The 24,640-nt window shown below is 34.5% G+C and carries 24 protein-coding genes and 1 pseudogene; 18 read left to right on the plus strand and 7 right to left on the minus strand.

Features of this window, described 5'->3' with window-relative positions; all coding sequences use genetic code 11:
* Nucleotides 1-80: 80 nt before the first annotated feature.
* Nucleotides 81-1,154: a WD40/YVTN/BNR-like repeat-containing protein gene (locus tag KFD70_RS02265; protein WP_336451884.1), complete on the minus strand. Its 1,074-nt coding sequence runs from the start codon at nt 1,152-1,154 to the stop codon at nt 81-83.
* 223 nt (nt 1,155-1,377) lie between these two features.
* On the opposite strand from KFD70_RS02265, the pseudogene KFD70_RS02270 reads away from it, so the two are divergent.
* A pseudogene (locus tag KFD70_RS02270) lies at nt 1,378-2,279 on the plus strand (cation diffusion facilitator family transporter).
* Between the two features lie 193 nt (nt 2,280-2,472).
* Nucleotides 2,473-2,643 carry a Fur-regulated basic protein FbpA gene (fbpA, locus tag KFD70_RS02275; protein WP_336451885.1) on the plus strand — a complete coding sequence of 57 codons (171 nt, stop codon included), beginning with the start codon at nt 2,473-2,475 and terminating at the stop codon, nt 2,641-2,643.
* A 62-nt stretch (nt 2,644-2,705) separates the two neighbouring features.
* On the opposite strand, the gene KFD70_RS02280 is transcribed toward fbpA, so the two are convergent.
* The gene (locus KFD70_RS02280; protein ID WP_336451886.1) at nt 2,706-3,377 is read right to left on the minus strand and encodes a GntR family transcriptional regulator; all 672 of its coding nucleotides are present in this window, start codon (nt 3,375-3,377) and stop codon (nt 2,706-2,708) included.
* 16 nt (nt 3,378-3,393) lie between these two features.
* The gene (locus tag KFD70_RS02285) at nt 3,394-4,359 is read right to left on the minus strand and encodes a DMT family transporter (protein WP_431612885.1); all 966 of its coding nucleotides are present in this window, start codon (nt 4,357-4,359) and stop codon (nt 3,394-3,396) included.
* A gap of 166 nt (nt 4,360-4,525) precedes the next feature.
* Between KFD70_RS02285 and KFD70_RS02290 the strand changes: the two genes are divergently transcribed.
* Nucleotides 4,526-4,834, plus strand: coding sequence for a DUF3784 domain-containing protein (locus tag KFD70_RS02290; RefSeq protein WP_336451888.1), 309 nt, complete (start codon nt 4,526-4,528; stop codon nt 4,832-4,834).
* A gap of 54 nt (nt 4,835-4,888) precedes the next feature.
* Here KFD70_RS02290 and KFD70_RS02295 read toward each other — a convergent pair whose 3' ends face one another.
* Entirely contained in the window at nt 4,889-6,076 is a 1,188-nt protein-coding gene (locus tag KFD70_RS02295; protein WP_336451889.1) for a GTP-binding protein, read from the minus strand.
* Between the two features lie 172 nt (nt 6,077-6,248).
* Between KFD70_RS02295 and KFD70_RS02300 the strand changes: the two genes are divergently transcribed.
* From KFD70_RS02300 to fumC, 5 genes are all read left to right on the plus strand, one after another.
* On the plus strand, nt 6,249-7,241 hold the full coding sequence (locus KFD70_RS02300) for a permease (RefSeq protein ID WP_336451984.1): 993 nt from the start codon (nt 6,249-6,251) through the stop codon (nt 7,239-7,241).
* Nucleotides 7,242-7,253: 12 nt separating this feature from the next.
* On the plus strand, nt 7,254-8,120 hold the full coding sequence (locus tag KFD70_RS02305) for a TIGR03943 family putative permease subunit (RefSeq protein ID WP_336451890.1): 867 nt from the start codon (nt 7,254-7,256) through the stop codon (nt 8,118-8,120).
* A 593-nt stretch (nt 8,121-8,713) separates the two neighbouring features.
* Nucleotides 8,714-10,117, plus strand: a complete 1,404-nt coding sequence (nhaC, locus tag KFD70_RS02310; RefSeq protein WP_336451891.1) for a Na+/H+ antiporter NhaC — start codon at nt 8,714-8,716, stop codon at nt 10,115-10,117.
* Nucleotides 10,118-10,286: 169 nt separating this feature from the next.
* The gene (locus tag KFD70_RS02315) at nt 10,287-11,072 is read left to right on the plus strand and encodes a TerC family protein (RefSeq protein WP_336451892.1); all 786 of its coding nucleotides are present in this window, start codon (nt 10,287-10,289) and stop codon (nt 11,070-11,072) included.
* 108 nt (nt 11,073-11,180) lie between these two features.
* Nucleotides 11,181-12,569, plus strand: a complete 1,389-nt coding sequence (gene fumC / locus KFD70_RS02320; protein ID WP_336451893.1) for a class II fumarate hydratase — start codon at nt 11,181-11,183, stop codon at nt 12,567-12,569.
* 118 nt (nt 12,570-12,687) lie between these two features.
* On the opposite strand, the gene KFD70_RS02325 is transcribed toward fumC, so the two are convergent.
* Entirely contained in the window at nt 12,688-13,308 is a 621-nt protein-coding gene (locus tag KFD70_RS02325) for a hypothetical protein (RefSeq protein WP_336451894.1), read from the minus strand.
* Nucleotides 13,309-13,638: 330 nt separating this feature from the next.
* Here KFD70_RS02325 and KFD70_RS02330 point away from each other — a divergent pair, with 330 nt between their 5' ends.
* Genes KFD70_RS02330 through KFD70_RS02340 form a run of 3 tightly spaced genes read left to right on the plus strand, consistent with a single transcriptional unit; the run spans nt 13,639 to nt 16,201 of the window.
* Nucleotides 13,639-14,403, plus strand: coding sequence for a DUF2087 domain-containing protein (locus KFD70_RS02330; RefSeq protein ID WP_336451895.1), 765 nt, complete (start codon nt 13,639-13,641; stop codon nt 14,401-14,403).
* Between the two features lie 16 nt (nt 14,404-14,419).
* The gene (locus tag KFD70_RS02335; protein ID WP_431612886.1) at nt 14,420-14,773 is read left to right on the plus strand and encodes a GIY-YIG nuclease family protein; all 354 of its coding nucleotides are present in this window, start codon (nt 14,420-14,422) and stop codon (nt 14,771-14,773) included.
* A gap of 18 nt (nt 14,774-14,791) precedes the next feature.
* Nucleotides 14,792-16,201, plus strand: a complete 1,410-nt coding sequence (locus KFD70_RS02340) for an MATE family efflux transporter (RefSeq protein ID WP_431612887.1) — start codon at nt 14,792-14,794, stop codon at nt 16,199-16,201.
* A 66-nt stretch (nt 16,202-16,267) separates the two neighbouring features.
* Here KFD70_RS02340 and KFD70_RS02345 read toward each other — a convergent pair whose 3' ends face one another.
* Nucleotides 16,268-16,966 (minus strand): Type 1 glutamine amidotransferase-like domain-containing protein, encoded by a 699-nt coding sequence (locus tag KFD70_RS02345; RefSeq protein ID WP_336451898.1) that lies wholly within the window; start codon nt 16,964-16,966, stop codon nt 16,268-16,270.
* A gap of 356 nt (nt 16,967-17,322) precedes the next feature.
* On the opposite strand from KFD70_RS02345, the gene KFD70_RS02350 reads away from it, so the two are divergent.
* Genes KFD70_RS02350 through KFD70_RS02370 form a run of 5 tightly spaced genes read left to right on the plus strand, consistent with a single transcriptional unit; the run spans nt 17,323 to nt 20,593 of the window.
* Nucleotides 17,323-17,736, plus strand: a complete 414-nt coding sequence (locus tag KFD70_RS02350; protein WP_336451899.1) for a BlaI/MecI/CopY family transcriptional regulator — start codon at nt 17,323-17,325, stop codon at nt 17,734-17,736.
* Between the two features lie 4 nt (nt 17,737-17,740).
* Nucleotides 17,741-18,553 carry a M56 family metallopeptidase gene (locus KFD70_RS02355; protein ID WP_336451900.1) on the plus strand — a complete coding sequence of 271 codons (813 nt, stop codon included), beginning with the start codon at nt 17,741-17,743 and terminating at the stop codon, nt 18,551-18,553.
* Nucleotides 18,554-18,608: 55 nt separating this feature from the next.
* Nucleotides 18,609-19,322 (plus strand): cytochrome c biogenesis CcdA family protein, encoded by a 714-nt coding sequence (locus KFD70_RS02360; protein ID WP_336451901.1) that lies wholly within the window; start codon nt 18,609-18,611, stop codon nt 19,320-19,322.
* 18 nt (nt 19,323-19,340) lie between these two features.
* On the plus strand, nt 19,341-19,895 hold the full coding sequence (locus KFD70_RS02365) for a TlpA family protein disulfide reductase (protein ID WP_336451902.1): 555 nt from the start codon (nt 19,341-19,343) through the stop codon (nt 19,893-19,895).
* Nucleotides 19,896-19,909: 14 nt separating this feature from the next.
* A complete protein-coding gene (locus tag KFD70_RS02370) occupies nt 19,910-20,593 on the plus strand; it encodes a prolipoprotein diacylglyceryl transferase family protein (protein WP_336451903.1) in 684 nt (227 codons plus the stop codon).
* 166 nt (nt 20,594-20,759) lie between these two features.
* Here KFD70_RS02370 and KFD70_RS02375 read toward each other — a convergent pair whose 3' ends face one another.
* A complete protein-coding gene (locus KFD70_RS02375; RefSeq protein WP_336451904.1) occupies nt 20,760-21,305 on the minus strand; it encodes a helix-turn-helix domain-containing protein in 546 nt (181 codons plus the stop codon).
* Nucleotides 21,306-21,452: 147 nt separating this feature from the next.
* Here KFD70_RS02375 and dsdA point away from each other — a divergent pair, with 147 nt between their 5' ends.
* The gene (gene dsdA / locus KFD70_RS02380) at nt 21,453-22,799 is read left to right on the plus strand and encodes a D-serine ammonia-lyase (RefSeq protein ID WP_336451905.1); all 1,347 of its coding nucleotides are present in this window, start codon (nt 21,453-21,455) and stop codon (nt 22,797-22,799) included.
* 326 nt (nt 22,800-23,125) lie between these two features.
* On the plus strand, nt 23,126-24,373 hold the full coding sequence (locus tag KFD70_RS02385; protein ID WP_336451906.1) for a DUF445 domain-containing protein: 1,248 nt from the start codon (nt 23,126-23,128) through the stop codon (nt 24,371-24,373).
* The last annotated feature ends 267 nt before the right edge of the window (nt 24,374-24,640 follow it).

The raw sequence follows: 24,640 nt of genomic DNA on the forward strand, positions 1-24,640 counted from the left end.
TTTTAGCTGATATTATAATTGATTTAAAGAAATAAAAAAGGAAAGGACTGTCTTGTAAATAAGCAGTCCTTTTTCTTTTATTAAGAAGTTGTAACTAATAAGGCGTGGGGGTGCTGCGTTTTATATTCTTCTTTCCAAGGAATGTTTAATTGCTCCCAAGTCTGCCCGCTATCTAATGATTGAAATACACCATTATTATTTAAAGTATAAAATGTATGAGGTTCGGCAGGATTTGTTGCAAGCATAGAGATGACAGTTCCGATTGCTGACGATAGCCCGTGTTGCACTTTTTGGAAAGGAGTGTTTTTTGTTTTTCGATAAATATAAGATTCATAAGGTATACGATGGTGAGCTAGGTCAGCATTTGGTGCAGCAGAGACAAGTATCGTATCACAATCACCTGGATCGATAGCCATACTATATAAATAGTGATGTTCTAAGCCCTCGCTACAAGAAATCCAACTGTTTCCGCTATTATAACTTTCGAGGTATGCACGTTCAGAACCACTCATAAACCCATCGCCACATGATGCGTAAAGACGATTTGGAGCCAGTGGGTGCATAAGTAGTTGGTGAGCATCGATAGGAGCACCGAATTTTTTATCCTCCCATGTTTGGCCATTATCTTTACTTTGGATAACAGCTCCTGCTTCAATTGATACATGTAGCGTATCTTGTTTATTTGGATCGACTGTAATCCAGCGAACATGATGTGTAAATGGGCGTGGTGGAAATGCCCATGTATATGAGGAAAGTAATGATTTCATATTTTTACACTCGCTCCATGTTTCTCCGCCGTTTTCTGAATAAAACAAAGCACTAGGTTCTGTTCCTACATAAACAACACCATAGCCATTAACTTGTTTAATAGGACTTATAGAGATAGAAGTAATAGCAGAATGTAAAATGCCATCTTCTTTAGGAAAGTCAAAATAACGATAAGAATCTCCAATTGGTCTCCAAGACTCGCCCCTATCATCGCTTAGCCATAATCCCCGGCCAAATGTTCCACAATATATACGATTTGGTTGAAATGGGTCAACCGCAATACAAGTAGGTTGCATATTTTGTAAGTGATATTGAACTTGAAGTTCTTCATTTCTTTCTTCCACGACAAGAAGTTCACGTTCCATACAAAGGAATAATCGCTTCAATTTTATAGCCTCCTTTTCATTTCTTAACAGTATTAAATAATATGAGAAAGAAAAAGAAGTAGTCTTATTTTTGATTGAGAAAAAGGAAATAGTAGTAGGAATAACGAAAGGGGTATAAGTGAAGGGGTGGATCGTAGATAGGGGTATAAGTGAATAGACTTGGATAAATTAGTAAGGTTTGTCACATGATAATATGTAGATATTGTTTTTGAAGGGGATCTACATGGGACATTCACATCATCATGGTCATTCACAAAATAAAAAAGCATTAATGATAGCATTCATATTAACGACGGGATTTATGATTGCCGAGGTCATTGGCGGATTTGTAACGAATAGTTTAGCACTTTTATCAGATGCTGGGCATATGCTAAGTGACGCAGTATCTCTTGCTTTAAGTTTGCTGGCTTTTAAAATTGGAGAAAAAAAACGACTTTAGAAAAAACGTACGGGTATAAGCGAATTGAAATGTTAGCCGCATTATGTAATGGTGTCGTTCTTATCGTTATTTCGATATACATTTTTATCGAAGCAATTCGCCGTTTTCAAGAACCAGTAGAGATTGCTAGTAATGGGATGTTACTCATCGCTGTTCTTGGGTTATTTATTAATATTACATCAGCATGGATTTTAACGCGAGGCGGAGATGTAAAAGAAAATTTAAATGTACGAAGCGCATTTTTACATGTATTAGGTGATTTGCTAGGTTCAGTAGGAGCGATTATAGCTGCATTACTCATTAAGTTTTTTGGATGGACGGCTGCCGATCCAATTGCCAGTATCCTCGTTTCCATATTAGTCATAATAAGTGGCTGGCGTGTAACACGTGATACCGTTCATATATTGATGGAAGGTACACCGGGGCATATTAATATAGAAGAAGTGAAAGATACATTATTAAACATTGCAATTGTAAAAGAGGTCCACGATTTACACATATGGTCGGTGACATCGGATTTTCAAGTTTTAACTTGTCATCTTGTTGTAGAAAAGGAAGATGATACACAAGTTGTATTAGTTCAGGCATCAAATGTATTGAAAGAAAAGTTTCATGTAGAACATGTGACAATTCAAGTGGAAGTGGAAGGGAAATTTAGTCATATTGAAGCAGACTGCGTATTATGAAAGAAAAAAGATGATAAAAAGTGTCATAAACATCCTCTGGTAACATACATATATATAATGTGGCCACAAACAGTTTGTAAGGTAAATATTTCATCAAATTACTTTACTTATAAAGTATCATCTTTTATAATCAAAGTGGTAATTGACAAAGATTATCATTTTCAATAATTGTAGAAAGGAGTTTTTTAAAAAGATGAGTAGTCAACTCCGTTTTGCTGTTGAAAATCGTAAAAGGCAGTTAATTGATCAGTTAATTGGGGCAGGGGTGTTTAAAGTTCTCGACCGACAATTATACGAGCTTTCCTTAGAGGAACTAGAAAAAGAGTATAGCGACATTGAGAAATATGCCGAGATTCGTGCATAGTCATATAGAATTGTAAAGAAAGAGCCGTTTGTGTTGAGAGAATACGTAAACGGCTCTTTTCATTATTCCATAGAGATTATTTTTTGGATTTCTTTCATCGGCCGTAGCCAGTTTTGAGACATGATTTGTTCTATATGTGCTGCATCCTGGTTTTTTAATGCTTCGATGATTAAATTGTGTTCTTCAATCGATTGACGTGCAGGAATGAAGTTCTGGAAAAAAAGGTATTCAAGACGTAATACATGAAGTTGTATGTTTGCTAAGAAGGGTTCGATATATGTATTTTTAGCGATGGATACGATTGTATTATGAAATTGTATATCTAAGTGTAATGCTTGTTTTGAATTTTTTTCATCTATGGCATTTTGAAACGCTTTGTTTATTTCAGAAAGTCTTATCAGGTCAGTTTCGTTTATTTGATGAATTGCTTGTTTTCCAATAATAGTATGAAGGCCAGCGATCGTTTCATAAATGACAGATACATCTTTTAATTTTATAGGAGAAATTTTCGTTTTTTGACCAGGGATCATCTCCACTAGACCCGAAAGCTCTAAGACTTGTAACGCCTCTCTAACGGGTGTTCTACTGACACCTAAGGCTTCTGCTAGCTCTCCATCATTAATTTTTTCATCAGGTTGTAAAACACCTTCAATAATCCAATTCTGTAATTGATTTAACACAAGTGACTTAGCGGATACTCTTTCTTGCTTTCGATAGTTTGGAGGAATAGGCATAATAAAATATTTCCTTTCATTTAATATTTTGCTTTTTTGTCTCGACAAGTTGTAATTTAGGTTTTCCTTCATCTGGTTTTTGGCTTAGTACAAGTACCATTACAATAACGCAAAGAGCGCCTAATAATTGAAATGATTGAAGCGGAACATGCAAAATTAAAATCGAAGAAATGATAGCTGCTAGTGGCTCTGTACAACCAAATAATGTAGTTTCTTTTGGTGTAAGATACCGTATGCTGTCTAAATATAAATAAAATGCGATGAGTGTTCCGAAAATCACAACGAATACAATGAGAAACAGGTTGTTAGGCTGTAAATATTTCATGCCTGATAATAAAATAAACTCGTTCGTGGATAAAAAGTGTAAGGTGGTTACACCAATTCCTCCAATAATCATGCTCCATCCAACAATGACAGATGAAGACCATTTCTCTAATAATTCCTTTGAATAAAGGCTGTAGAATGCTAGTGACAGACCAGATAAAATACCCCAAATGATAGCCGGTGTTGAAACAGCCAAATTATCAATGGATCCATTCGTTAGTAAGAAAAAGGTTCCGATTAAAGAGAGGGCGATAGAAATAAAATCGATTTTCGTAGGACGAATATTCCATTTAAAGATAAGGTAAACAGTGATAAATATCGGCGCTAAATATTGTAATAATGTTGCAACTGCAGCATTACCTTCCTTAATAGATGCAAAATAGGTGTATTGTACTGCAAGCATTCCTAACAATCCAAACAGAATCATTTTGTTTGCATCGGCCTTTTGTTTCCAAATGCCGAATACTTCTGATTTTTTACTACCAAATGAGGAGAATAAGAGCAGAATACTTCCGGATATAAGTAAGCGGATTGTAACTAACCATTCTGTAGAGACATTTTCTTGTTGAAAAAGTTGTTGTGCAGCAGTTCCAGATAATCCCCATAAACTTGCCCCCGTAATGACCATAATAATGCCTTTCAATCTTCCTGAATCCATAGATAAATCCTCCTTTCGGAAAGGAAATTTAATTTGAATATTGAATACAATATGCAATATATCACAAGTAATGTAAAAAATAAACGGAATTTTAAAACATTTAAAACATTTAAAACAATAACTGCTAGATGTAATTATGATAAAATATTGTAAAGGGGGGGATTTGATGATTGGCGGATTTATCATTTGTTTTCTTGTAGGTATGTTAATTATTATTCTAGGATACCAAACTCATATAAAAAAGAGGTTATTTCTTCTTACTGGATATCAAGAAGAGACGTTTATAGGAGATAAGAAAAAACTTGCTAAAATAGCAGGGTTTTTTTCTTATGTAATAGGAATTGCTACCGCTCTTTTGCCATTTGGATTAGAAGCAATTGGTGACGCTGCGGAGATTAGCTATGGGGTTTTTGTTGTGATAAGTACAATTGTACTTATTATATGGGGGAATGTAATAAATAAACCTAAAAAATAATTTGAAATAAGATGATAACCATTTAAGGAAACCATCTTATTTTTTTACTTTATATTATGATACAACGGTGAAAGGTGGAATTGGATCAACAAAATTGTCCCAATTCTGTTTCATTTCTTCTTCGGTTAATAAGCACGTATCTAAAGAACGTTCAATTTCATATTGATTCATTTCAACTCCAATAAAGACTAGTTCTGTTATTCGATCTCCGTACTGCTCATCCCAATTCTTTAGTATTCCGGGCTCTTCTATAAGTATTTGCTGCTGCTCAGCTTCTGGTAATGCTGCAATCCATTCACCAGCTCCCTGGATGGTAATCGAAGAACCAGCTTGAGATAAAAGTCCCATCATATGATTACGAGATGCGAGCCAAAAAAAGCCTTTCGCTCTTACAACATCCAAAGGCCATTTTTTTAACCAATGCATAAGTCGAACAGGATGAAATGGACGCTTGCGGCGATAAACAAAGGAACTAATGCCGTATTCTTCTGTTTCTGGCGTATGGTGATCATTATTTAACTCTTGAATCCAACCAGCTGCTTGACTTGCTTCATCATAATTAAATAAATTCGTATTTAAAATTTCATTTAGTGGTACTGTGCTAAATGAAGATTCAATAATTTTTGCACTAGGATTTAATTTTTGTAATAGAAGATGGAGTTCGAGGATATCTTCTTTTTCTAGTAAATCCACTTTGTTCAAAAGAATAACATTTGCAAACTCAATTTGATCTATTAGTAGATCGATAACTTCTCGTGTATCACTTTCATCGATTGCTTGCTTTCGATCTAGTAAACTTTCCCCGGCAGCAAAGTCATCCCAAAATCGATTGGAGTCGACTACAGTAACCATTGTATCAAGGCGACATGTACTTGTTAAATCAATGCTAAGTTCTTCGTCCATATATGTAAATGTTTGTGCAACAGGAATTGGTTCACTAATTCCAGAAGATTCAATCACAATATAGTCAATATCTCCTGCCTCAACAAGACGATTTACTTCAATGATTAAATCTTCTCGAAGTGTGCAACAAATGCAACCGTTTTGAATCTCTACTAATTTTTCTTCTGTACGAGAAAAACCTCCTTGTTTCACAAGAGCAGCATCAATATTTACTTCGCTCATATCATTTACAATGACAGCTACTTTTAAGCCCTCTCTATTTGTCAAAATATGATTCAATAATGTTGTTTTTCCAGAACCTAAAAAACCACTTAATACGGTAATGGGTACCTTTTTCATTGTATATTCCTCCTTTTAAATCGTAATGATTACGTTTTATGATAAATGACTTTATAAAGAAATGCAAGAATAAATCATAATGGTTCCGATTTGTGAATAAAAATGAAGTATGAAAAATGTTTGGGTGTTGTCATAGAAAAAGAGGACAAGCATACGTTTAAATATGAATAAAATGGAGGCGGGGAAGTTGGTTTTTAATAGAATTTCAAAAGAGTTAATTGGCACGTTCCTCATTGCAATCTTTCTTTTTTTATTATTTTTTGTAGATTTTACAAGTTTATCAAACTTACACAAGAGTATTCCGAAAGAATGGCTGAACGTAAATACAATTTTTTTAAGTATTTTCTTTGAGGCAGTACCTTTTATTTTATTAGGAGTTCTTGTTTCTTCAGTCATTCAAGTGTTTGTGACAGAGGAGATGATTCGAAAAATATTACCAAAATCAGCAATTGTTGCGATGATTCCTGCGGCATTTGTTGGTGCCCTTTTTCCTATGTGTGAGTGCGTCATCATTCCTGTAGTAAGACGTCTCATTCAGAAAGGTTTACCCACGCATATAGGAATAGTGATTTTAGTAAGTGCTCCAATTTTAAATCCAATTGTGTTTTTATCAACGTATTATGCATTTCGAACAAATCTTCATATTGTATATGCTCGTTTTGGATTGGCTCTATTCGTTGCGTTATTGATAGGTTTAGTTATGTATTATGTTTACCGCAATAAAAGCATTGTGAAAGAGCAAAAGGTCATTTCTCATGATGAGAAGAAAAAAAGTTGGCGAGATGTAATAAGTCATGGCGTGGATGAATTTTTTGATACAGGCAAGTATTTATTAATTGGTGCGTTCTTAGCCAGTTTATTTCAGACATTTTTAAATCGTAATGTGCTTGCAGAAGTTGCAAATAGTGAAGTGATTTCACCATTTGTTATGATGGCATTTGGATATGTACTATCACTTTGTTCAGAAGCAGATGCATTTATCGCAGCATCATTTGGTCATATATTTTCAGTAAAAGCACTCGTTGCTTTTCTAGTATTTGGTCCGATGTTAGATTTGAAAAATACATTGATGTTATTTGCTTACTTTCAAAAAAGATTTGTTTTCTTCTTTATTGGAATTGTCACGATGAGTGTATATATCGTTGTTCAGTTTGCGATGAGTTAGGAGATGATGATAATGAAAAAGCAAAGTAAACAAGAATTTCATGCATATATTCGAGGTGTTATTTTACTTGGGTTTGCAATGCTCTTGTTCAAATTATTGGTAACAGGGAATATTGCTAATTTTATTGCACCTAAAATGATAAAATTTATCTATTTCGCGTTTTTTCTTTCGCTCATTTTAGGTTGCTTACAAGTATGGAATGGGAAAGGGGAGAAAAAAAGAAAATGTGATTGCTGCGAAAATCATACCGTGCCAAAATCAAAAATTGGAATTTTTACGTTATATGCAATATTTTTTATTCCAATTGTAAGTGCCTTTTTATTTTCTAATGTAACAATTGATGGTAGCGTAGCAGCAAATCGTGGTATGAATCAAAGTGCAGGAGCGAAGCAACAGTCCAAAAATTCCGACTGGAGAGAGATATTAGTTGATCAAGAAGAAGAACCCATTCAAAAACTTCCTAAACCAAAGCAGTCGGAAGAAGAATTAGAAAAAAGCTTAATGAAGCAAAATACAATTCAAGTAAATAATGAAACTTATATTCAAACGATGAATGTAATTGGTCAAGATGTGCTTGGATTTAAAGGGAAAGAAATCACATTTACGGGTTTTGTTTATCATGATAAAGAAGTAAAGGGGGATGAAATAGTAGTTGCTCGTTATGGAATTACATGTTGTGTTGCTGATGCTTCTGTTTGGGGAATGATTGTTTCAGGTAAAGATGTGAAAAATCTTCCAGAAGAAATATGGGTGAAAGTAACAGGGACACTAGATGAAACGACATATAAAGGGACGCTATTTCCACTTGTAAAACTAAATAAAGCAGAAAAAATAGAAACGCCGAAGGACCCATATGTGTATGATGCTTTGCCGCAGTGATAATTTGAAATAGTTATTAGTACTGCTAAGGAATAAAGGTAGAAGACGTAAAGAAATATATATAAATTATTAATTAAAAAAGAATAACAGAATATATTCGGAAGTTTAGGGCTATCCTTGAATTCTTATTACATTTTTGGTTACACAAAGTTTCATGAGAAAATCTTAAATCATGATGGTGTACTTTTAGGAGTGGGAATTTTAGTTTTACACTTTTCAATTTTTTTAGCATTAAGCTTGTATGATTTTAAAAGAAAAGACCTGGTGCATTAATGGAGGTTTTCTTTCATATATTAAGGGGATATCTATATAATGAAATGATAGAAAAAACACAAAACTGTTGAACGATTTAGTTCAGCAGTTTTTTTGCCTTTTAGGTTGTTTTTAGGCAAGTATAAATAAAAATACGGTTTTTTAATAATTTTCATTGCGAAATATCGGCTCTACTTTTACAATAGAAAAGGTGTATATTTATTATACTAAAAAAACAAATCGGAATAATGTGAAAATTGTATTTTGCTTGTGTGCATTTTATACAAAAGTACATATTAGGCGACATACATCATGTTATCGACTTGTAAGGAGAGAAGCAAATGAAAAGTGTAAGATTACCATCGATTCCAGAAATCATTATTCTTTTATTACTGTTTCTTGCTGTTGTCTTTTCCTTTCAAACGATCTTTAATTTGCCTATCCAATTAGCGCTATTTATTTCATGGTTTTTAGTAATTGCGCTTGGACTAAGGCTAGGGTTTCGTTATCAAGAATTGCAAGATGCAATTACAAAGGGAATTTCCAACGGATTAGAAGCTATTCTCATCTTAGTTGCTGTAGGAGCACTAATTGGAACATGGATTGCTGGCGGTGTTGTACCGACATTGATTTACTACGGATTAGAATTCATTCATCCGAGCATATTCTTATTAGCAACATTAATTATTTGTTCCATTACTTCGATTGCAACAGGTACATCGTGGGGAACAGTTGGTACAGCTGGTATTGCCATGATGGCAATCGGTGAAGGTCTTGGCTTACCACTTCCATTAGTTGCCGGAGCAGTACTTTCAGGAGCATACTTTGGGGACAAGTTATCTCCGCTTTCTGATAGTACAGTACTTGCTGCTTCAATGGCAAAAGTAGATGTTATTGCGCACGTTCGTGCGATGCTTGTACTAGATGTTCCAGCGTACATTATTACCGGAATTATGTTTACAGTTGCTGGTTGGATGTATGGTGGAGACAATGTTGATTTAAACAGAGTTGAATTTTTAAAAGAGGCATTATTAAAGCAATTTGATATTAAAATATGGATGCTTGTTCCAGCTGTTATTGTTATTGCACTATTAGCAATGAAAAAACCATCAATGCCAACAATTGCGATGGGTGCGCTTCTCGGTGCAGTTTGGGCAACATTGTTCCAAGGTATGCACTTTGGAGATGCAATTGGAACAGCATATAACGGTTTCTCTATTGAATCAGGTGTGGATTTCATTGATAAGTTGCTAAATCGCGGCGGAATCAATGGTATGCTTGGTTCAGTAGCTGTTATTATTTTTGGATTAGGTTTCGGAGGGTTACTTGAAAAACTAGGTGTTTTAAAAGTAATTGTATCAAAATTTGAGAAGAAACTAAACTCTGCAGGAAATGTAACGCTGTCTACATTAATTGTTGCTTTCCTAGCAAACGTATTTGGCTGTGCGATGTACGTATCACTTATTTTAACACCAAAAATTATGCAAGACAGCTATGATAAATTAAAACTTGATCGCCGTATATTAGCACGTAATTCAGAGGTAGGTGGAACGCTAACTTCAGGTATGGTTCCATGGTCTGATAATGGTATCTTTATGGCTGGTATTTTAGGTGTCGCAACATTATCATACATTCCATTCATGTGGATGAGCTTCGTATCATTAGCACTAGCAGTTATATACGGATATACAGGGAAATTCATCTGGTATGTTGATGATGCTAAAAAAGGAAAACAGGCATCATAATATATAGAATTATCTCTATTATTGGTTCATTAGAGATGTTTTTACCTTATAATATTAAGTCAACCCGTAAGTTCAATGCGAACTTACGGGTTGTTTCGTTTCTGGTGATATTCGTATATTTCCCCTATGAGAAAGCAAAATATATAGTATCAAAAACAGGAGGAGAGCTATGGCCGAATCATTATTGTTGGAGTATGGGGGAATTATATTAATTCTTATCGCATTAGAAGGGGTTTTATCGGCGGATAATGCTCTTGTGCTTGCTATTATGGTTAAGCACTTACCTGAAGATGATAGGAAAAAGGCATTGTTTTATGGATTGTTTGGAGCATTCCTATTTCGATTTGGATCATTATTTTTAATTTCATTTCTTGTGAATGTATGGCAGATGCAAGCGATTGGTGCGATTTATTTATTGTTTCTTTCTGCTAGAAGTTTGGTTAAAGTATATCGAAAAAAGAAGTGGCAAAGAGAAAAGCGTGGAGAGCAGGGAAAAAAGATTGAAGAACATACTTCGAAAAAGAAAAGTGGTTTTTGGTTAACAGTTCTGAAAGTAGAGATTACAGATACTGCATTTGCGATTGATTCAATTTTAGCTGCAGTGGCTCTTACTTTAACTATTACACCACTAAATAAAGGGATGGTAGGTGGTCTTGATGCAGGAAGATTTTTCGTCATTTTAACTGGTGGAATGGCTGGTTTAATTATTATGCGATTCGCAGCTACCTACTTTGTGAAGTTGTTGCGTGAAAGACCTGGTCTTGAAACAGCGGCATTTATGATTGTTGGGTGGGTTGGTGTGAAGCTTATTATTTCAACGTTAGCACATCCTATGGTTGGAATCATCGATAAGGATTTCCCTCAATCAGTTACGTGGAAAGCTATTTTTTATATCGTATTAATTGCGATTGGCGTTTGCGGTTGGTTTTTATCACCTGATCCATCTGAAACATAATTTTTTAAATATAGAATTATGAGTAAATAAGAGTGAGAATCCTTATCATTTGAAGGGAAGTCTGTTACAATAAAAACGTAGCAATTATATTTTCAAGGGGATGAAAACATGGAGTACAGAATTGAAAGAGATACTTTAGGAGAAATGAAAGTTCCAGCTGATAAATTATGGGCAGCGCAAACACAACGCAGTAAAGAAAACTTTCCGATTGGAACGGAGCATATGCCACTTGAAATTGTGCAAGCATTTGCAATTTTAAAGAAGAGTGCAGCAATTAGCAACGAGAAGTTAGGAAAGTTATCCGAGGAGAAGGCTCATGCAATCGTAGAAGCGGTTGATGAAATTTTAGCAGGAAAATGGAATGAACATTTCCCACTTGTTGTATGGCAAACGGGTAGCGGAACACAATCGAATATGAATGTGAATGAAGTAATCGCAAACCGAGGAAATCAAATTTTAAAAGAAAAAGGACTTGATGTACATATTCATCCAAATGATGATGTGAATATGTCCCAAAGTTCAAATGACACATTTCCAACAGCGCTTCACGTTGCTTGCGTGATCGCGGTAGAAAATCAAGTGTTACCAGCAATTATAAAATTAAAGGAAACGTTAGAGAAAAAAGTAAATGAGTTTCAAAATATTATTAAAATCGGTCGTACGCATTTGCAAGATGCAACACCTTTAACATTAGGGCAAGAAATTAGTGGTTGGCATCGTATGCTAGAAAAAACGGAGCGTATGATTGCTGATAGCAATACATATATGAAGGAACTTGCGATTGGTGGTACTGCAGTTGGAACAGGCATTAATGCTCATCCTAAATTTGGTGAGATGGTAGCAGAGGAAATTAGCCAGTTTACAGGTAAGCAATTTGTATCAGCGCCAAATAAGTTTCATGCATTAACAAGTCATGATGAGGCTGTGTTTGCACATGGTGCATTAAAAGCATTAGCAGCTGACTTAATGAAAATTGCAAACGATGTACGTTGGCTCGCAAGTGGTCCACGTAGTGGTCTTGGTGAAATTATTATTCCTGCAAATGAGCCAGGAAGTTCAATTATGCCGGGTAAAGTAAATCCAACGCAAAGTGAAGCATTAACAATGGTGGCAGCGCAAGTTATGGGAAATGATGCAACGATTGGCTTTGCAGCGAGCCAAGGTAACTTTGAGTTAAACGTATTTAAACCGGTAATTGCATATAATTTCTTACAATCAGCTCGTTTATTAGCCGATGCGACGATTTCGTTCAATGATAAATGTGCGGTCGGTATTGAAGCGAATGAAGAAGTGATTAACCAGAATGTAAATCGTTCTTTAATGCTAGTTACAGCATTAAATCCACATATTGGATATGAAAATGCAGCGAAAATTGCGAAGCATGCTCATAAAGAGGGATTAACGTTAAAAGAAGCAGCATTACAATCAGGATTATTAACAGAAGAACAGTTCGATGAAATTGTAGATCCGAAGAAAATGATTGCACCGAAAGAATAAGCATTAATGAATAATGAAGAGCCAAGATTCTAAATTGAGAATTTTGGCTTTTTTTATGGTGAAATAATGAAAAAAGACTAACCAAAAGAGAGAGTTAGTCCTAAAAGAAGATTAAAAGTTAATATTTAAACTGTGGTTCTGTTTGAAGATAATAGCCATTTCTTACATGACCAGTCCAGTTTGCAAAAAACTGCCTCCATGAAACACTATTAAAAAATGAATCTATGGATTGTGTTTCAGAATTCCAATCTAAAATTAAAAATGGAGCATTTCCTAATTGCCAAATTCCTCTGTTAACATCAGTTCCTGTTTCTCGAATTAATAATAACGGAAGCCCATATTGATACCCCATGGAAGGTTCAATCTGTGAAAAAGGAGTTCCTTCCCAAAATGGATCTTGAGGTTGAAATGCTCCTACATTGGTTCTAATTCCTTGCACAAAAAACATTTGGAAATTTACTGCTACTAAACCATAACTTGATAAAATCATTCGTCGTATACTTGTTAATGGTGACTCAGGGTATTGATCACTTCGTGGGATTGTACGTGGGAAAAGAAGAGCTTGTTCAATTTCAAGAATCAATCGATCTAGAAATTGTTGTTGTAGTTGGTTAAGCGTATTTATAGTACTTAAAAATACAGGGATTCGAAAAGCTTGATCTATAGCAGCCTGAAGTTTTAATGATGTAAATACACCTTGTCCAGTGTTTACATAAGGTTTATTGTCTGTATTCTCCATTATATTCCTCCTTTCTTAATTATTTATAATATATGCATATGGAGGTTTAAAGTGAGGAATTGTACATTTTTATTAAGTTAACTATATTTTGTTTATAAGTAAAGACCCGCTAATACTATTTATTAGCGAGTTTATCTAATACTTTCAAATGGGGATATTTTTCCTTTAATAGGGATTTGTTTTTTATCTAAACGATTTTAAAAATGTTTATAAAATGGATAAACAAAATATTGAAATGTTTATTTTAGTTGTGTTAAGATGATGAAGTGATAATAAACGATATCGTGATTTGTTTGTGTTTATAATAAACTACTTGGAGGATTGTTTAGTATGAATGATATTTCAGAGAAGTTTTGGGATGCGTCAATCGAAGAATTAAAGAAAGGGTATGTGTTTGAAGAAGAAGCAGAAGAATATATTTGTTTAGCTTGTGGGGAGTCATTTATAAAAGGTGTAATTTATCAAGACAATCAAGTTTTATATGAAGCCGAGAAGTTTGTACAATTACACATTCAAAATGAGCATACGTCTATGTTTGATTATTTATTGAACCTTGATAAAAAATATACAGGTTTAACGGATTTGCAAAAGAAGATGGTTCAATTTTTTTACATGGGATTCAATGATAAAGAAATTGTGAAAGAGATGGATGGGGGCAGTACATCGACAATTCGTAATCATCGCTTCACATTGCGTGAGAAGATGAAGCAAGCGAAAGTATTTTTAGCACTCATGGAACTGTCCGAAGAAAAATCAAAAGTGCCATCTAAATTTGTACCTATTCATAGAACAGCTACGATGGTGGACGATCGGTACAATATTACGGAAGAAGAAAATGATGAAGTATTAAAGTTGCATTTTACAGAAGGATTAGACGGTCCACTGGCAAAATTTCCGAAAAAACAAAAACGTAAATTAATTATATTACGTCATTTAATAAAAAAATTTAATAGTAACGAAAAGTACACAGAAAAAGAAGTGAATGAAGTTTTGGAAAGTGTATATCCAGACTTTGTAACTTTAAGAAGGTATTTAATTGAATATGGTTTTTTAGATCGAACGCCTGATGGAAGTCAATATTGGGTGAAGTTATAAGGAAGGGGAAAGGAAAATGAATAGAAGAGCAGAATTAAAACAACGATACAAAGAGATAGAGGTTAAAGCAGGTATTTATCGTATTACAAATACAAAAAACCAAAAAATGTATATTGAGAGTACGACGAATTTAAAGACGATGAGTGGTAGACGTTTTGAACTCAATGTAGGTTCTCATACAAATAGAACATTGCAAGAAGACTGGAAGCAATACGGTGCAGATGCCTTTGAATTTGAAGTGCTAGAAGTCTTGAAAAAGAAAGAGACTGGGTATTTTAATGCTAAGGAAGAATTGAAAAAATTAGAAGAGAAGTGGCTGGAGGAATTGCAGCCATATGGAGAGCGCGGGTACAACCGAGCAATCTCTTAATAAAAGGAGAAATGAAAGTTGAAATCACCGGCAAATAATATTCAAGAAGGTGTAGAATCACAAAATCAACAAAAAGAAGGGAAGCCAATATGGAAATCAATGTCCATGTTTTTAGTTCCCTTACTTTTAAGTAATGTATTACAATCAGTTGGACAGTTGTTTGGGATGGTAGTGGTAGGACGATGGCTTGGTGAACAAGATTTAGCTGCTATTTCAGCATTCTTTCCATTGTTTTTCTTACTTGTTTCGTTTGTAATTGGAATCGGATCTGGTAGTTCCATTTTAATTGGTCAGGCTTTTGGAGCGCGTAATGAGGAGCGTTTAAAGGCTATTGTTGGTACAACACTTACATTTACGTTTATCATAGGAGTTGTTTTGGCAGTAGTAGGAAATGTATTTGCCATGGATATTATGCGCTTTATGGGGACACCGGAAAATATTATTGATATGAGTGTACATTATGCACGTATTTTATTTATTTCCATGCCGGTTTTATTCTTATATTTTGCATATACAACATTTATGCGAGGTACAGGAGATTCTAAAACGCCATTTTATTTCTTGATTGTTAGTACAGTACTGAACATGATATTATTACCTATTCTTATTTTTGGCTGGCTCGGAATGCCGAAGCTTGATGTGTATGGCGCTGCTTATGCCTCTGTTATATCAACAATTATAACATTTGTTGTCATGCTTATTTATTTAAAGAAGAAAAACCATCCATTGCAATTGGATGAAACAGTCCGAAAATACCTTCGTATGGATTGGGAATTATTAAAGTTATTATTACGCCTTGGTATTCCTGCAAGTATTAATATGATCTTAGTTTCGTTATCTGAAATTGCAGTAATTGCATTTGTAAATCGCTTCGGTTCTGATGCGACTGCAGCCTATGGAGTCGTGAACCAAGTCGCAAGTTATGTACAAATGCCAGCAGTTAGCCTTGGGATTACTGTATCTATTTTTGCTGCACAATCCATTGGTGCGAATCAATTCGATCGATTACAGAAAGTCGTTCGAGCTGGGATTGTGCTGAACTATATTATCGGTGGTGTATTAATCGCTCTAATTTACATGTTTTCAAGAGAGATTTTATCACTGTTCCTAACAAATCCAGATACAATTGAAATTGCGCATAGTTTAGTTATGATTACGCTTTGGAGTTATTTAATTTTCGGTCATGCACAAATTATTGGTGCGACGATGCGGGCGAGCGGAACCGTACTATGGCCAACTATTATCGGTGTTGTATCGATTTGGCTTGTGGAAGTACCGGTTGCTTATTTCTTATCATACCATACGGATCTTGGTATAGAAGGTATATGGATTGGATATCCAGCAGCGTTTATTGTAAGTTTAATTTTACAATACGCGTACTATAAATTTTCATGGCAGAAGAAACGGATTGCGAGGCTTGTTAGTTAAATAGAAAACAAATAAAAGTGTCCCTGGGCTTTCTAGTTTAGGGACACTTTTATTTTATATGAGTACTCATAAATAACTTTTTAAAGTTACATCGAAATGGTGTCTCATGAGTGTTCCATCATGCATATAGAATTCCCAAGCTTTCTCTGGATCTCCGATAATCTCAAAGGAATTTTCGGTTATATATAAAGCACAGTTATCCTCTAAAGCGATTCCTTCGATGTTACGTGCGTGGTTTTGTAAGAATAGATGGAAGGCGGTTGCTCTATCTGGCTGATTGTAATGAGGACAGAGATGTTTATTTATTATATTCCAGCCATCGCTTTCTACATAACCATCTCCTTTATAATTAGAACGAAGCCCGGTTGTAAACCAGCACATAGCACCAGCGCTATACCCTGCAATGAATGTTTCATTGTGCAAGGCAGCTATTAACTTTTCATCTATTTTGTTTTCCTTCCACTTTTCAAGCATATTGATATAATTTCCTCCGCCTAGATAGATAAGGTCCGCAAAATGGATCATTTCACTTATTTTATCTTCGCTAGGACATTCTTTTATGCAGCATAGAATGTGAACATCACATTGTAACTGCTTTTCAAATGTTTCTCTAAAGTCTTTTATATACTCTTCATCATCATTGCTTGCTGTTGGGATAAACAATACTCTTGGAGATTGTTTCCCAGTTACCTCTATAAGTCGTTGATTTATATGGAAATGATCTGTTTGTTCAAAGTAACCTCCACCAATTACAGCTAATTTCATAATGAATCACCACCTAATAGATTTTTGTTATTGATAAAGTTTCGCTGTAGAGAAGTTTCTTTCCTTCTGTAACAAAAGATGAAAATGAAAAAGCGTGCATGAATAAGGAAAAGGGATGTACGGTATTTTAACATATGTTCCGAAAAGAAGTCCCCTTCCTCAAGGAACGAGAAGGGCGTGGCCCAGCGAGTAGGCTTGTGGAGGAGAATTAGCAATAAAAGAGAAAGTCTGTTGACTTTTGAAGCTCCCACTTCAAACAGACTGTAAGGTCGTTAAGTGGTGGGTAGTTCACTAAATCTATATTTGACCTTTCGTTTATTTTATACTACAATTTGTAGTGTGAAAGGAGACATAGTATGTTTACCCAAAACTATAAATTAAATGAGCAAGGATTAAACCATTTCTTTGGACCGCTCGAAGCGAAGATTATGGAGATTATTTGGAATACCCCGGATATTACCATCAAAGAAGTTCAGCAAAAACTAGGTGAAGATTCTCCTGTGAATTTTAATACAGTAATGACTGTAATGAATCGCTTAGTAGAAAAAGGACACTTGCAAAAACAAATGGTAAAAAGAAGCGGTGTATACCGTGCTGTACAAACAAAAGAGTCCTTTTTATCAAATCAAACAAAGAAAATGACACAGGAATTGATGGGGGAATTTGGTGATCTCGTTGTGAATCACATGTTAGATGAACTAGACCAAGCTGATCCAGTTTTAATAAAGAAGTTAGAAGAAAAACTCAATCAACTGAAAAAAGAGGACTAGTGTGATGAAGTGGCAAATACGAAAAATGATATTGTTAGCAAGCATCATTAGTATTCTCTTTTTTGGTATGTTAGTGTACTACGTTACATATCCATTTTTCTTCGGAAATAAGGCATTTTTTCTATCACAGTTTTGTCTATTTGAGTTGCAAAAGCACATGAGAGAATTATCAATCATTCGCATCGTAATGGGAAGCTTGTTATTATTCACCTTATTTGTTATGTGTAAAAGAGTATGGAAGCAGTTTTTCTATAGCCAAAAATTAAAGAGGAATCTAGTTAGGATTACTCGTAAAGAAAAACAATTGTACTTGTTGCCGTCATTAGAAGTTGCAGCATTTACTATCGGAGTCATTCATCCAAAAATTGTCCTTTCAGAAGGTCTATTTCAATCTTTTTCAGAAGAAGAAATCGATGCAATTGTATTACATGAGGAATATCATCAAAAAAATCTTGATCCCTTAAAATTGTTTCTGTTTACGGTGTTAGCTGAAGGAATGGTATATATCCCGGTATTGAAAGGGATGTTACAGCGTTATCATACGTATCAGGAGCTATTGGCGGACAAATATGCGATGGATCAAATGAAATCATCGTTTGAATTAGGTAGTGCACTGTTAAAATTAATGAAAATAAAAACAGCATCTAATCCGTTTATAACAGCTTCTTTTGCGAAGACGGCAATCAATTTACGTATTGAACAAATTGTTAGCCCGTCATCTATAAAGCTCAGCATGCCGTTACATACGAATTCTGTTTACATGACTATGGGGCTATTTCTTATTTCGTTTGTACTGATTATTGGAGAGTGCATATAGCCTCTTTTTTTAATATCGAACACTACTTTTTGTAGTGTTTTGTAGGAGGAGTAAAATGAACGCAGCAGATTTAACGATATGGCTTGTAGTAGGTGCAGGGATTCTTTCGTTTGTATCACCCTGTTCGTTGCCACTATATCCATCTTATTTATCGTATATTACAGGTGTTTCTATTCAAGATTTAAAAGAAAAACGCGGTATGATGCAAAAAACAGCACTGATGCACACATTGTTTTTTATAATCGGTTTTTCCGTTATATTTTATGCATTAGGTTTATCTGTAAGTTGGATTGGTGTAACATTTTCATCCAATCAAAGACTTATTCAACAAATCGGTGGAATCTTTATTATTATTATGGGTTTATTTATGACAGGGCTCATTCAACCGAAATGGCTTATGTCTGAAAAGAAATTTCATTATAAAAGTAAATCAACTGGATATATTCGTTCTATTTTTGTTGGTATGACATATGCAGCTGGATGGACACCATGCGTGGGACCAATATTCTCAGCAGTATTAATGCTCGGTGCAACTAACCCAGATGAGGCACTTCTTTATATTACAGCTTATACACTTGGGTTTGCGGTTCCGTTCTTTGTTATGGCATTTTTTATAAGTAAGGTCAAATGGATCGTTACATATGCCAGTGCCATGATGAAAATTGGCGGTAGCATGATGATTTTGACAGGTATTTTACTTTATACGAACCAAATGACGAAAATAACAGCATTCTTTATCAGGTTATTTGATGGATTTACAGGATTTTAAAAAATAGGGGGAAAGAAAGTGAAAAAACTAATTGCAATTATACTGGCTGGAGCACTTATTTGGGCTGGAGTTAACTTTTATAATTCCAAGCAAGAAGAAAAAGAACGGAAAGCGAAACAAGCAGCACAGCAAGAGAAAGAAGTATTACCTCAAGTAGGATTTAAGGCACCGAAAATTACACTTAAAGGATTAGATGGAAAGCTTTATTCATTAAATGATGCAAAAGGTAAACCGTATATTATTAACTTTTGGGCATCATGGTGTGGTCCATGTGAGATGGAAGCACCGGACTTAGTACATCTTTATGATAAATATAAAGGAGAAATCGAAATTTTTGCGGTTAATGCAACGGTGAGCGATCCAGTACAAGAAGCAAAGGCATTTGCGGATCGTTTCGGATTTAAGTTTCCTGTTTTACTAGACATGGATGGAGTGGCTGGTCTTGATTATAAAGTTTTTTCATTACCAACAACGTTTTTTGTTGATAAAGATGGAATTATTGTAGACCAAGCACGCGGAGTATTACCCCCGGATCAATTGGAAAAGAAATTTAAACAATTGATTGAGCAGTAAAAGGAGTTCATGGAATGATGGAATGGATGGTAAAAATACAGCCGATTTCTCCCATAGTGGGAAGTTTGTTTGGACTCATGCTCATGAAATTAAAAATGAAAAGTCAAGGTCTTTTATATGAAAGAATGATGGATGCCATAACAAATGGATTTTTAATCATTATTTTAACATGGAAATTCGCACCAGTAATTTTGAATCCAGGGTGGGCTTTTCAATCGCCATGGCAAGCGTTATTAGCTGTAGGGAGTACTCATCACATTATAATTGGTTGTTTCATTGCAAGCGGATATATTGTATGGCGTAGTAAAAAGGTTGATTACTCGCTTTCTATTTTATTAGACATACTTCCATTTGGAATAGGGAGCATCATCATTTTCTATTTTTTATTCCATCAAAAGGTTGGTTTGCAGACAACAATGCCGTGGGGAATGAAACTTTATGATTCAAAGTTTTCTTATCATCCTATATACATGTATGAAATCATTATAGCAATTTGTATAATGGGATGGTTGTGGGTACAAAAGGAGAGACTAGGAACTAGAAAATACATAAGTTATTTTCTAATTGTAGAAGGAACTGCCCATATTTTTATTTCGCTTATAAGTGATCAAGTTCCGTTATTATTTGGTCTATCTATGCAGCAGTTACTTATTTTTGTTATGATTAGTATAGGTATTGTATTGCTTCCGAAAAAATAAAAACAGCAACACGCGAACGATTATTCGTGTGTTGCTGTTTTTTTAGTATTTTTATACATTGTATGAACCGATATCTTTTTATTTTGTCTCTCTTTACAACCATCAGTAAAAGGGCAATACATATTATTTATATATTGCCCTTTTACTGTATTTTTAGCTGAATGTATTAGAAGATAGGTGGGGTAACTGAAAATAAGACAACTGCATTTTGATTAAAATTATTTATCCATTTATGTTTTAAATACGCTGGTATCTTTACACTATCACCAGTTTCTAATATATACTCTTCTTCATCTAAATACACTGTAATCTTCCCTTCTAAAACAAATGCAACTTCTTCTCCTTTATGCTCTAGAAGATTTTCCGAGGAAGAAGTGTTCGGAGGCACAGTCATAAGTGTTGTTGCTAAATTTCCTGTGAAATCTGGTGATAACAATTCATAGGATAAATTATCAATAATCATTTTTTTTCGTTGATTGGACCGTACGATTAAATCATCTGTATTTGTTTCTTCGAGTAAAAAACTAAATGTTGGAACATCAAGAGCTTTAGCTAATACTTTTAATGTTTGGATGGAAGGGTTAGCGGAACCACGTTCAATTTGACTTAGCATAGACGGCGTAATTTCAGCCATCCTTGCTAGTTCTTTACTACTTAAACCTTTGACTTTTCTTTGTTTTTCGATCTTTTTACCGATATCTATATTTTCCATGATAGATTCTCCTTAATAAGATTTAATTATATTTAAAAAAATTAAATTTAAATTAACGTAAATGCGATTTTATGTTAAACTGTATTAAAATTAATTTAATTATAATTTATTATATAGCTGGCTACAAGGACATGAGGAGGAAGAGAAATGAAGGGGATAGAGGAATTGAAAGAACAATATCCACTATTAAACAATCTAATTTCATTGGAAGAAATATTTTGGGTGAATCCGAACATTGGAAATTTCCAAACAGCGATACAAGCTTCTCCGCTTACGGAGGACGATGTAAAAGGTGCTGAAGAGAGATTAAAGCGTTTCGCACCATATATTGCAAAAGTTTTCCCAGAAACGAAAGGGACGAATGGGATTATAGAATCTCCTTTAGTTAGAATACCTTCTATGAAACATTCTTTGGAGAAAAATTACGGGCAACCTCTATTAGGAGAAATAGTATTAAAATGTGATAGTCACCTTCCGATATCAGGCTCAATCAAGGCTAGAGGTGGCATTTATGAAGTGTTGAAACACGCAGAAGAATTAGCTTTTCAGCACGAAATGTTAACGGAGCAAGATGATTATTCAATTTTAGATAGTGATAGATTCAGAGACTTTTTCGCAGAGTATTCTATTGCGGTAGGATCAACTGGGAATTTAGGGCTTAGTATCGGCATTATGAGTGCTAAGTTAGGCTTTAATGTAACTGTTCACATGTCAGCTGATGCGAAACAATGGAAAAAAGATTTACTAAGAAGTAAAAATGTAACGGTTATTGAATATGAAGCGGATTATAGTAAAGCGGTAGAAGAGGGGAGATTGCAAGCGGAGGCAGACCCTCATTGCTATTTTGTTGATGATGAAAATTCTCATGATTTATTTTTAGGGTACGCGGTGGCAGCATCTCGATTGCAAAAACAGTTAGAAGGGTTAGACATTGTAGTAGATGAAGAACATCCTTTATTCGTTTACCTTCCGTGCGGGGTAGGTGGTGGACCTGGAGGAGTCGCATTTGGTTTAAAGTTATTGTATAAGGACAATGTCCATTGCTTTTTTGCAGAGCCTACTCATTCACCATGTATGTTACTCGGTTTAATGACTGGGCTTCATGATAAAATTGCGGTTCAAGATATTGGTATCGATAATGTAACAGATGCGGATGGTCTTGCAGTAGGAAGACCATCTGGATTTGTCGGTAAAACGATGGAACCGTTTCTAAGTGGGAATTACACAGTTAGCGATGAAGAGTTATATAAGTTGTTAAAAGAGCTTGCTGATACAGAAAAAATCTACTTAGAGCCTTCTGCACTAGCAGGTATGATAGGACCAGTTAAATTATGTAAAGAAGGAAAAGAGTATTTACAAAAGCATCATTTAACAGAAAAAGCAAGAAAAGGTACACATATCGTTTGGGGAACTGGTGGCAGCATGGTTCCAGAAGAAGTGATGATGCAATATTATCAAAAGGGTTTGAATTTAGCGTTAGAGGAACGAAAGTAAAAAAGATGAAGCTTGGATAATCTGTACTCTTTGTAAAGGATATTTTAAAAAAGTTATGCAACATCAAGAAGATGATTTCTGTATTCAACAGGAGTCATCTTTTTTATTTAAATAAGATTACTGATATTTAAAGGAGTGGATGGAAAGTACTCTAACTTGCTACATATTTAATTAGTAGTTGTAGCAAATACTAAAATTCTTTGTTATTTTTAAAGCGGTTCATTATAGTATAGGTATAAGCTTTTATAAAATATAAAGAGTTACTAATATGAATTGAATACAATGAAGAAGCTTCATTTCATATAACAAGAGGGTGTGTGTATACAATGTCATTACAGTCAAAATATTTAGCAGGTATTTCACTTGGGGTGATGGGAGTTGGTTTTGCTGCAACAATCCCGTTTCAAGGAACAGTAGCAGGAGAGATTATACAAGGTGGATTTGAAGCGGGATTAGTAGGTGGACTGGCTGACTGGTTTGCTGTTACAGCGCTATTTCGTCATCCGATGGGGATTCCAATTCCGCATACAGCGCTGCTCCCTAAAAATCGGAAACGGGTTACAAAGGGGCTCATTTCTACACTGGAAAATGAGTGGCTGACGAAGGAAAGCATAACAGGTAAAGTGAAAGAAATGCAATTGACGCAAATGGTGTTACAAATTGCTGAAAGAGAGATGCAATCGGATACTGTAAAAAAAGGGATTGTGACAATTGCTGAAAAAGCAATTCTTCAAATGAATACCGAAAAATTAGCTATTGTAATTGAAAAAGAATTAAAAACATATTTATATACGATTAATACAGGAAATATACTGCAAGTTCTTATTGATCAATTGGTTGTGCAAGAATACGATGAAAAAACACTTGATTATATGTTAGTTAAAGCGAAAGAGTGGACAGCCCAAGAGGAGGCTCGTTATCAGCTTGGAAGCTTAGGAATGAAAGCGATGGAAAATATAAAGGTAGATGGATTTTTGCAGTTTACTCTTAAATCGTTCATGAATATTGTGGATGAAGAAAAAATTGGAAGTATATTGCAGAAGTTTGTAATTAGTAATATTAGTAGTTTGCAGGATCCTGATAATAGTACGAGACAACTTATATTAATGAAAATACGTCAAGAACTTATGAATGTTAAGGAAAATGAGGCGGTATTACAGGAATTAGAGAATTGGAAAGAAAATTGGATTACAAATTGGAATGCTGCTGAGAAAATAACAGAATTGTTAGGACAAGCACAAGAAAAAGCAGTCGCTTTTATTAAAAAAGAAGAATTTGCAGATCAATATCTTCTTCCATTTTTAACGAAACAAATGAACAAATTGAAAGAAGATCCGGTAACAGTTCAAAAAATGGAAGACTGGTTGCAAAAGCAAATTGTAAACCTTGTTGAAAACAATCATTCTAAGATTGGAAAGCTTGTACAAGAAAATCTTGATAAGTTAGATGATCAAACATTAATTGAAATGATTGAAAATAACGTCGGCAAAGATTTGCAGTGGATTCGAGTGAACGGTGCTGTTTGTGGATTTATGATTGGGTTGGTGTTAGAAGGATTGAAGGCTGTGATATAAGCTGAAGGTAGGTCATATTAATTATAAAAAATAAATCAAAAACCTTTTACATGATATAACAAATGTGAAAGGTTTTTGATTATAGATTTTTAATTTTCAAGAACATTCACATTCAAATTATAAGTTTTTTGGATATATATAAATGATGAGCACCGTTCCCAACCTTTAATGTATTTTTATACCATTGTTCTTGCTTGTTTGTATCAGGATATTCTTCTGAAGAATTATTCGTATTTTTCTTTAATTCTTCTACACCCTCCCATCCTA

The sequence above is a fragment of the Bacillus pfraonensis genome, assembly GCF_050768835.1.
In the GTDB taxonomy this organism is placed as follows: Bacteria; Bacillota; Bacilli; order Bacillales; family Bacillaceae_G; genus Bacillus_A; species Bacillus_A pfraonensis.

Bases quoted from the DNA above. Each gene is read 5' to 3' on its own strand.
- KFD70_RS02290 (WP_336451888.1), top strand. From the start codon at position 4,526: ATGATTGGCGGATTTATCATTTGTTTTCTTGTAGGTATGTTAATTATT.
- KFD70_RS02385 (WP_336451906.1), top strand. From the start codon at position 23,126: ATGTCATTACAGTCAAAATATTTAGCAGGTATTTCACTTGGGGTGATG.
- KFD70_RS02325 (WP_336451894.1), bottom strand. From the start codon at position 13,308: ATGGAGAATACAGACAATAAACCTTATGTAAACACTGGACAAGGTGTA.
- KFD70_RS02345 (WP_336451898.1), bottom strand. From the start codon at position 16,966: ATGAAATTAGCTGTAATTGGTGGAGGTTACTTTGAACAAACAGATCAT.
- nhaC (WP_336451891.1), top strand. From the start codon at position 8,714: ATGAAAAGTGTAAGATTACCATCGATTCCAGAAATCATTATTCTTTTA.
- KFD70_RS02375 (WP_336451904.1), bottom strand. From the start codon at position 21,305: ATGGAAAATATAGATATCGGTAAAAAGATCGAAAAACAAAGAAAAGTC.
- KFD70_RS02350 (WP_336451899.1), top strand. From the start codon at position 17,323: ATGTTTACCCAAAACTATAAATTAAATGAGCAAGGATTAAACCATTTC.
- KFD70_RS02280 (WP_336451886.1), bottom strand. From the start codon at position 3,377: ATGCCTATTCCTCCAAACTATCGAAAGCAAGAAAGAGTATCCGCTAAG.
- KFD70_RS02295 (WP_336451889.1), bottom strand. From the start codon at position 6,076: ATGAAAAAGGTACCCATTACCGTATTAAGTGGTTTTTTAGGTTCTGGA.
- KFD70_RS02315 (WP_336451892.1), top strand. From the start codon at position 10,287: ATGGCCGAATCATTATTGTTGGAGTATGGGGGAATTATATTAATTCTT.
- fumC (WP_336451893.1), top strand. From the start codon at position 11,181: ATGGAGTACAGAATTGAAAGAGATACTTTAGGAGAAATGAAAGTTCCA.
- fbpA (WP_336451885.1), top strand. From the start codon at position 2,473: ATGAGTAGTCAACTCCGTTTTGCTGTTGAAAATCGTAAAAGGCAGTTA.
- KFD70_RS02355 (WP_336451900.1), top strand. From the start codon at position 17,741: ATGAAGTGGCAAATACGAAAAATGATATTGTTAGCAAGCATCATTAGT.
- dsdA (WP_336451905.1), top strand. From the start codon at position 21,453: ATGAAGGGGATAGAGGAATTGAAAGAACAATATCCACTATTAAACAAT.
- KFD70_RS02305 (WP_336451890.1), top strand. From the start codon at position 7,254: ATGAAAAAGCAAAGTAAACAAGAATTTCATGCATATATTCGAGGTGTT.
- KFD70_RS02360 (WP_336451901.1), top strand. From the start codon at position 18,609: ATGAACGCAGCAGATTTAACGATATGGCTTGTAGTAGGTGCAGGGATT.
- KFD70_RS02370 (WP_336451903.1), top strand. From the start codon at position 19,910: ATGATGGAATGGATGGTAAAAATACAGCCGATTTCTCCCATAGTGGGA.
- KFD70_RS02285 (WP_431612885.1), bottom strand. From the start codon at position 4,359: ATGGATTCAGGAAGATTGAAAGGCATTATTATGGTCATTACGGGGGCA.
- KFD70_RS02330 (WP_336451895.1), top strand. From the start codon at position 13,639: ATGAATGATATTTCAGAGAAGTTTTGGGATGCGTCAATCGAAGAATTA.
- KFD70_RS02335 (WP_431612886.1), top strand. From the start codon at position 14,420: ATGAATAGAAGAGCAGAATTAAAACAACGATACAAAGAGATAGAGGTT.
- KFD70_RS02300 (WP_336451984.1), top strand. From the start codon at position 6,249: ATGGAGGCGGGGAAGTTGGTTTTTAATAGAATTTCAAAAGAGTTAATT.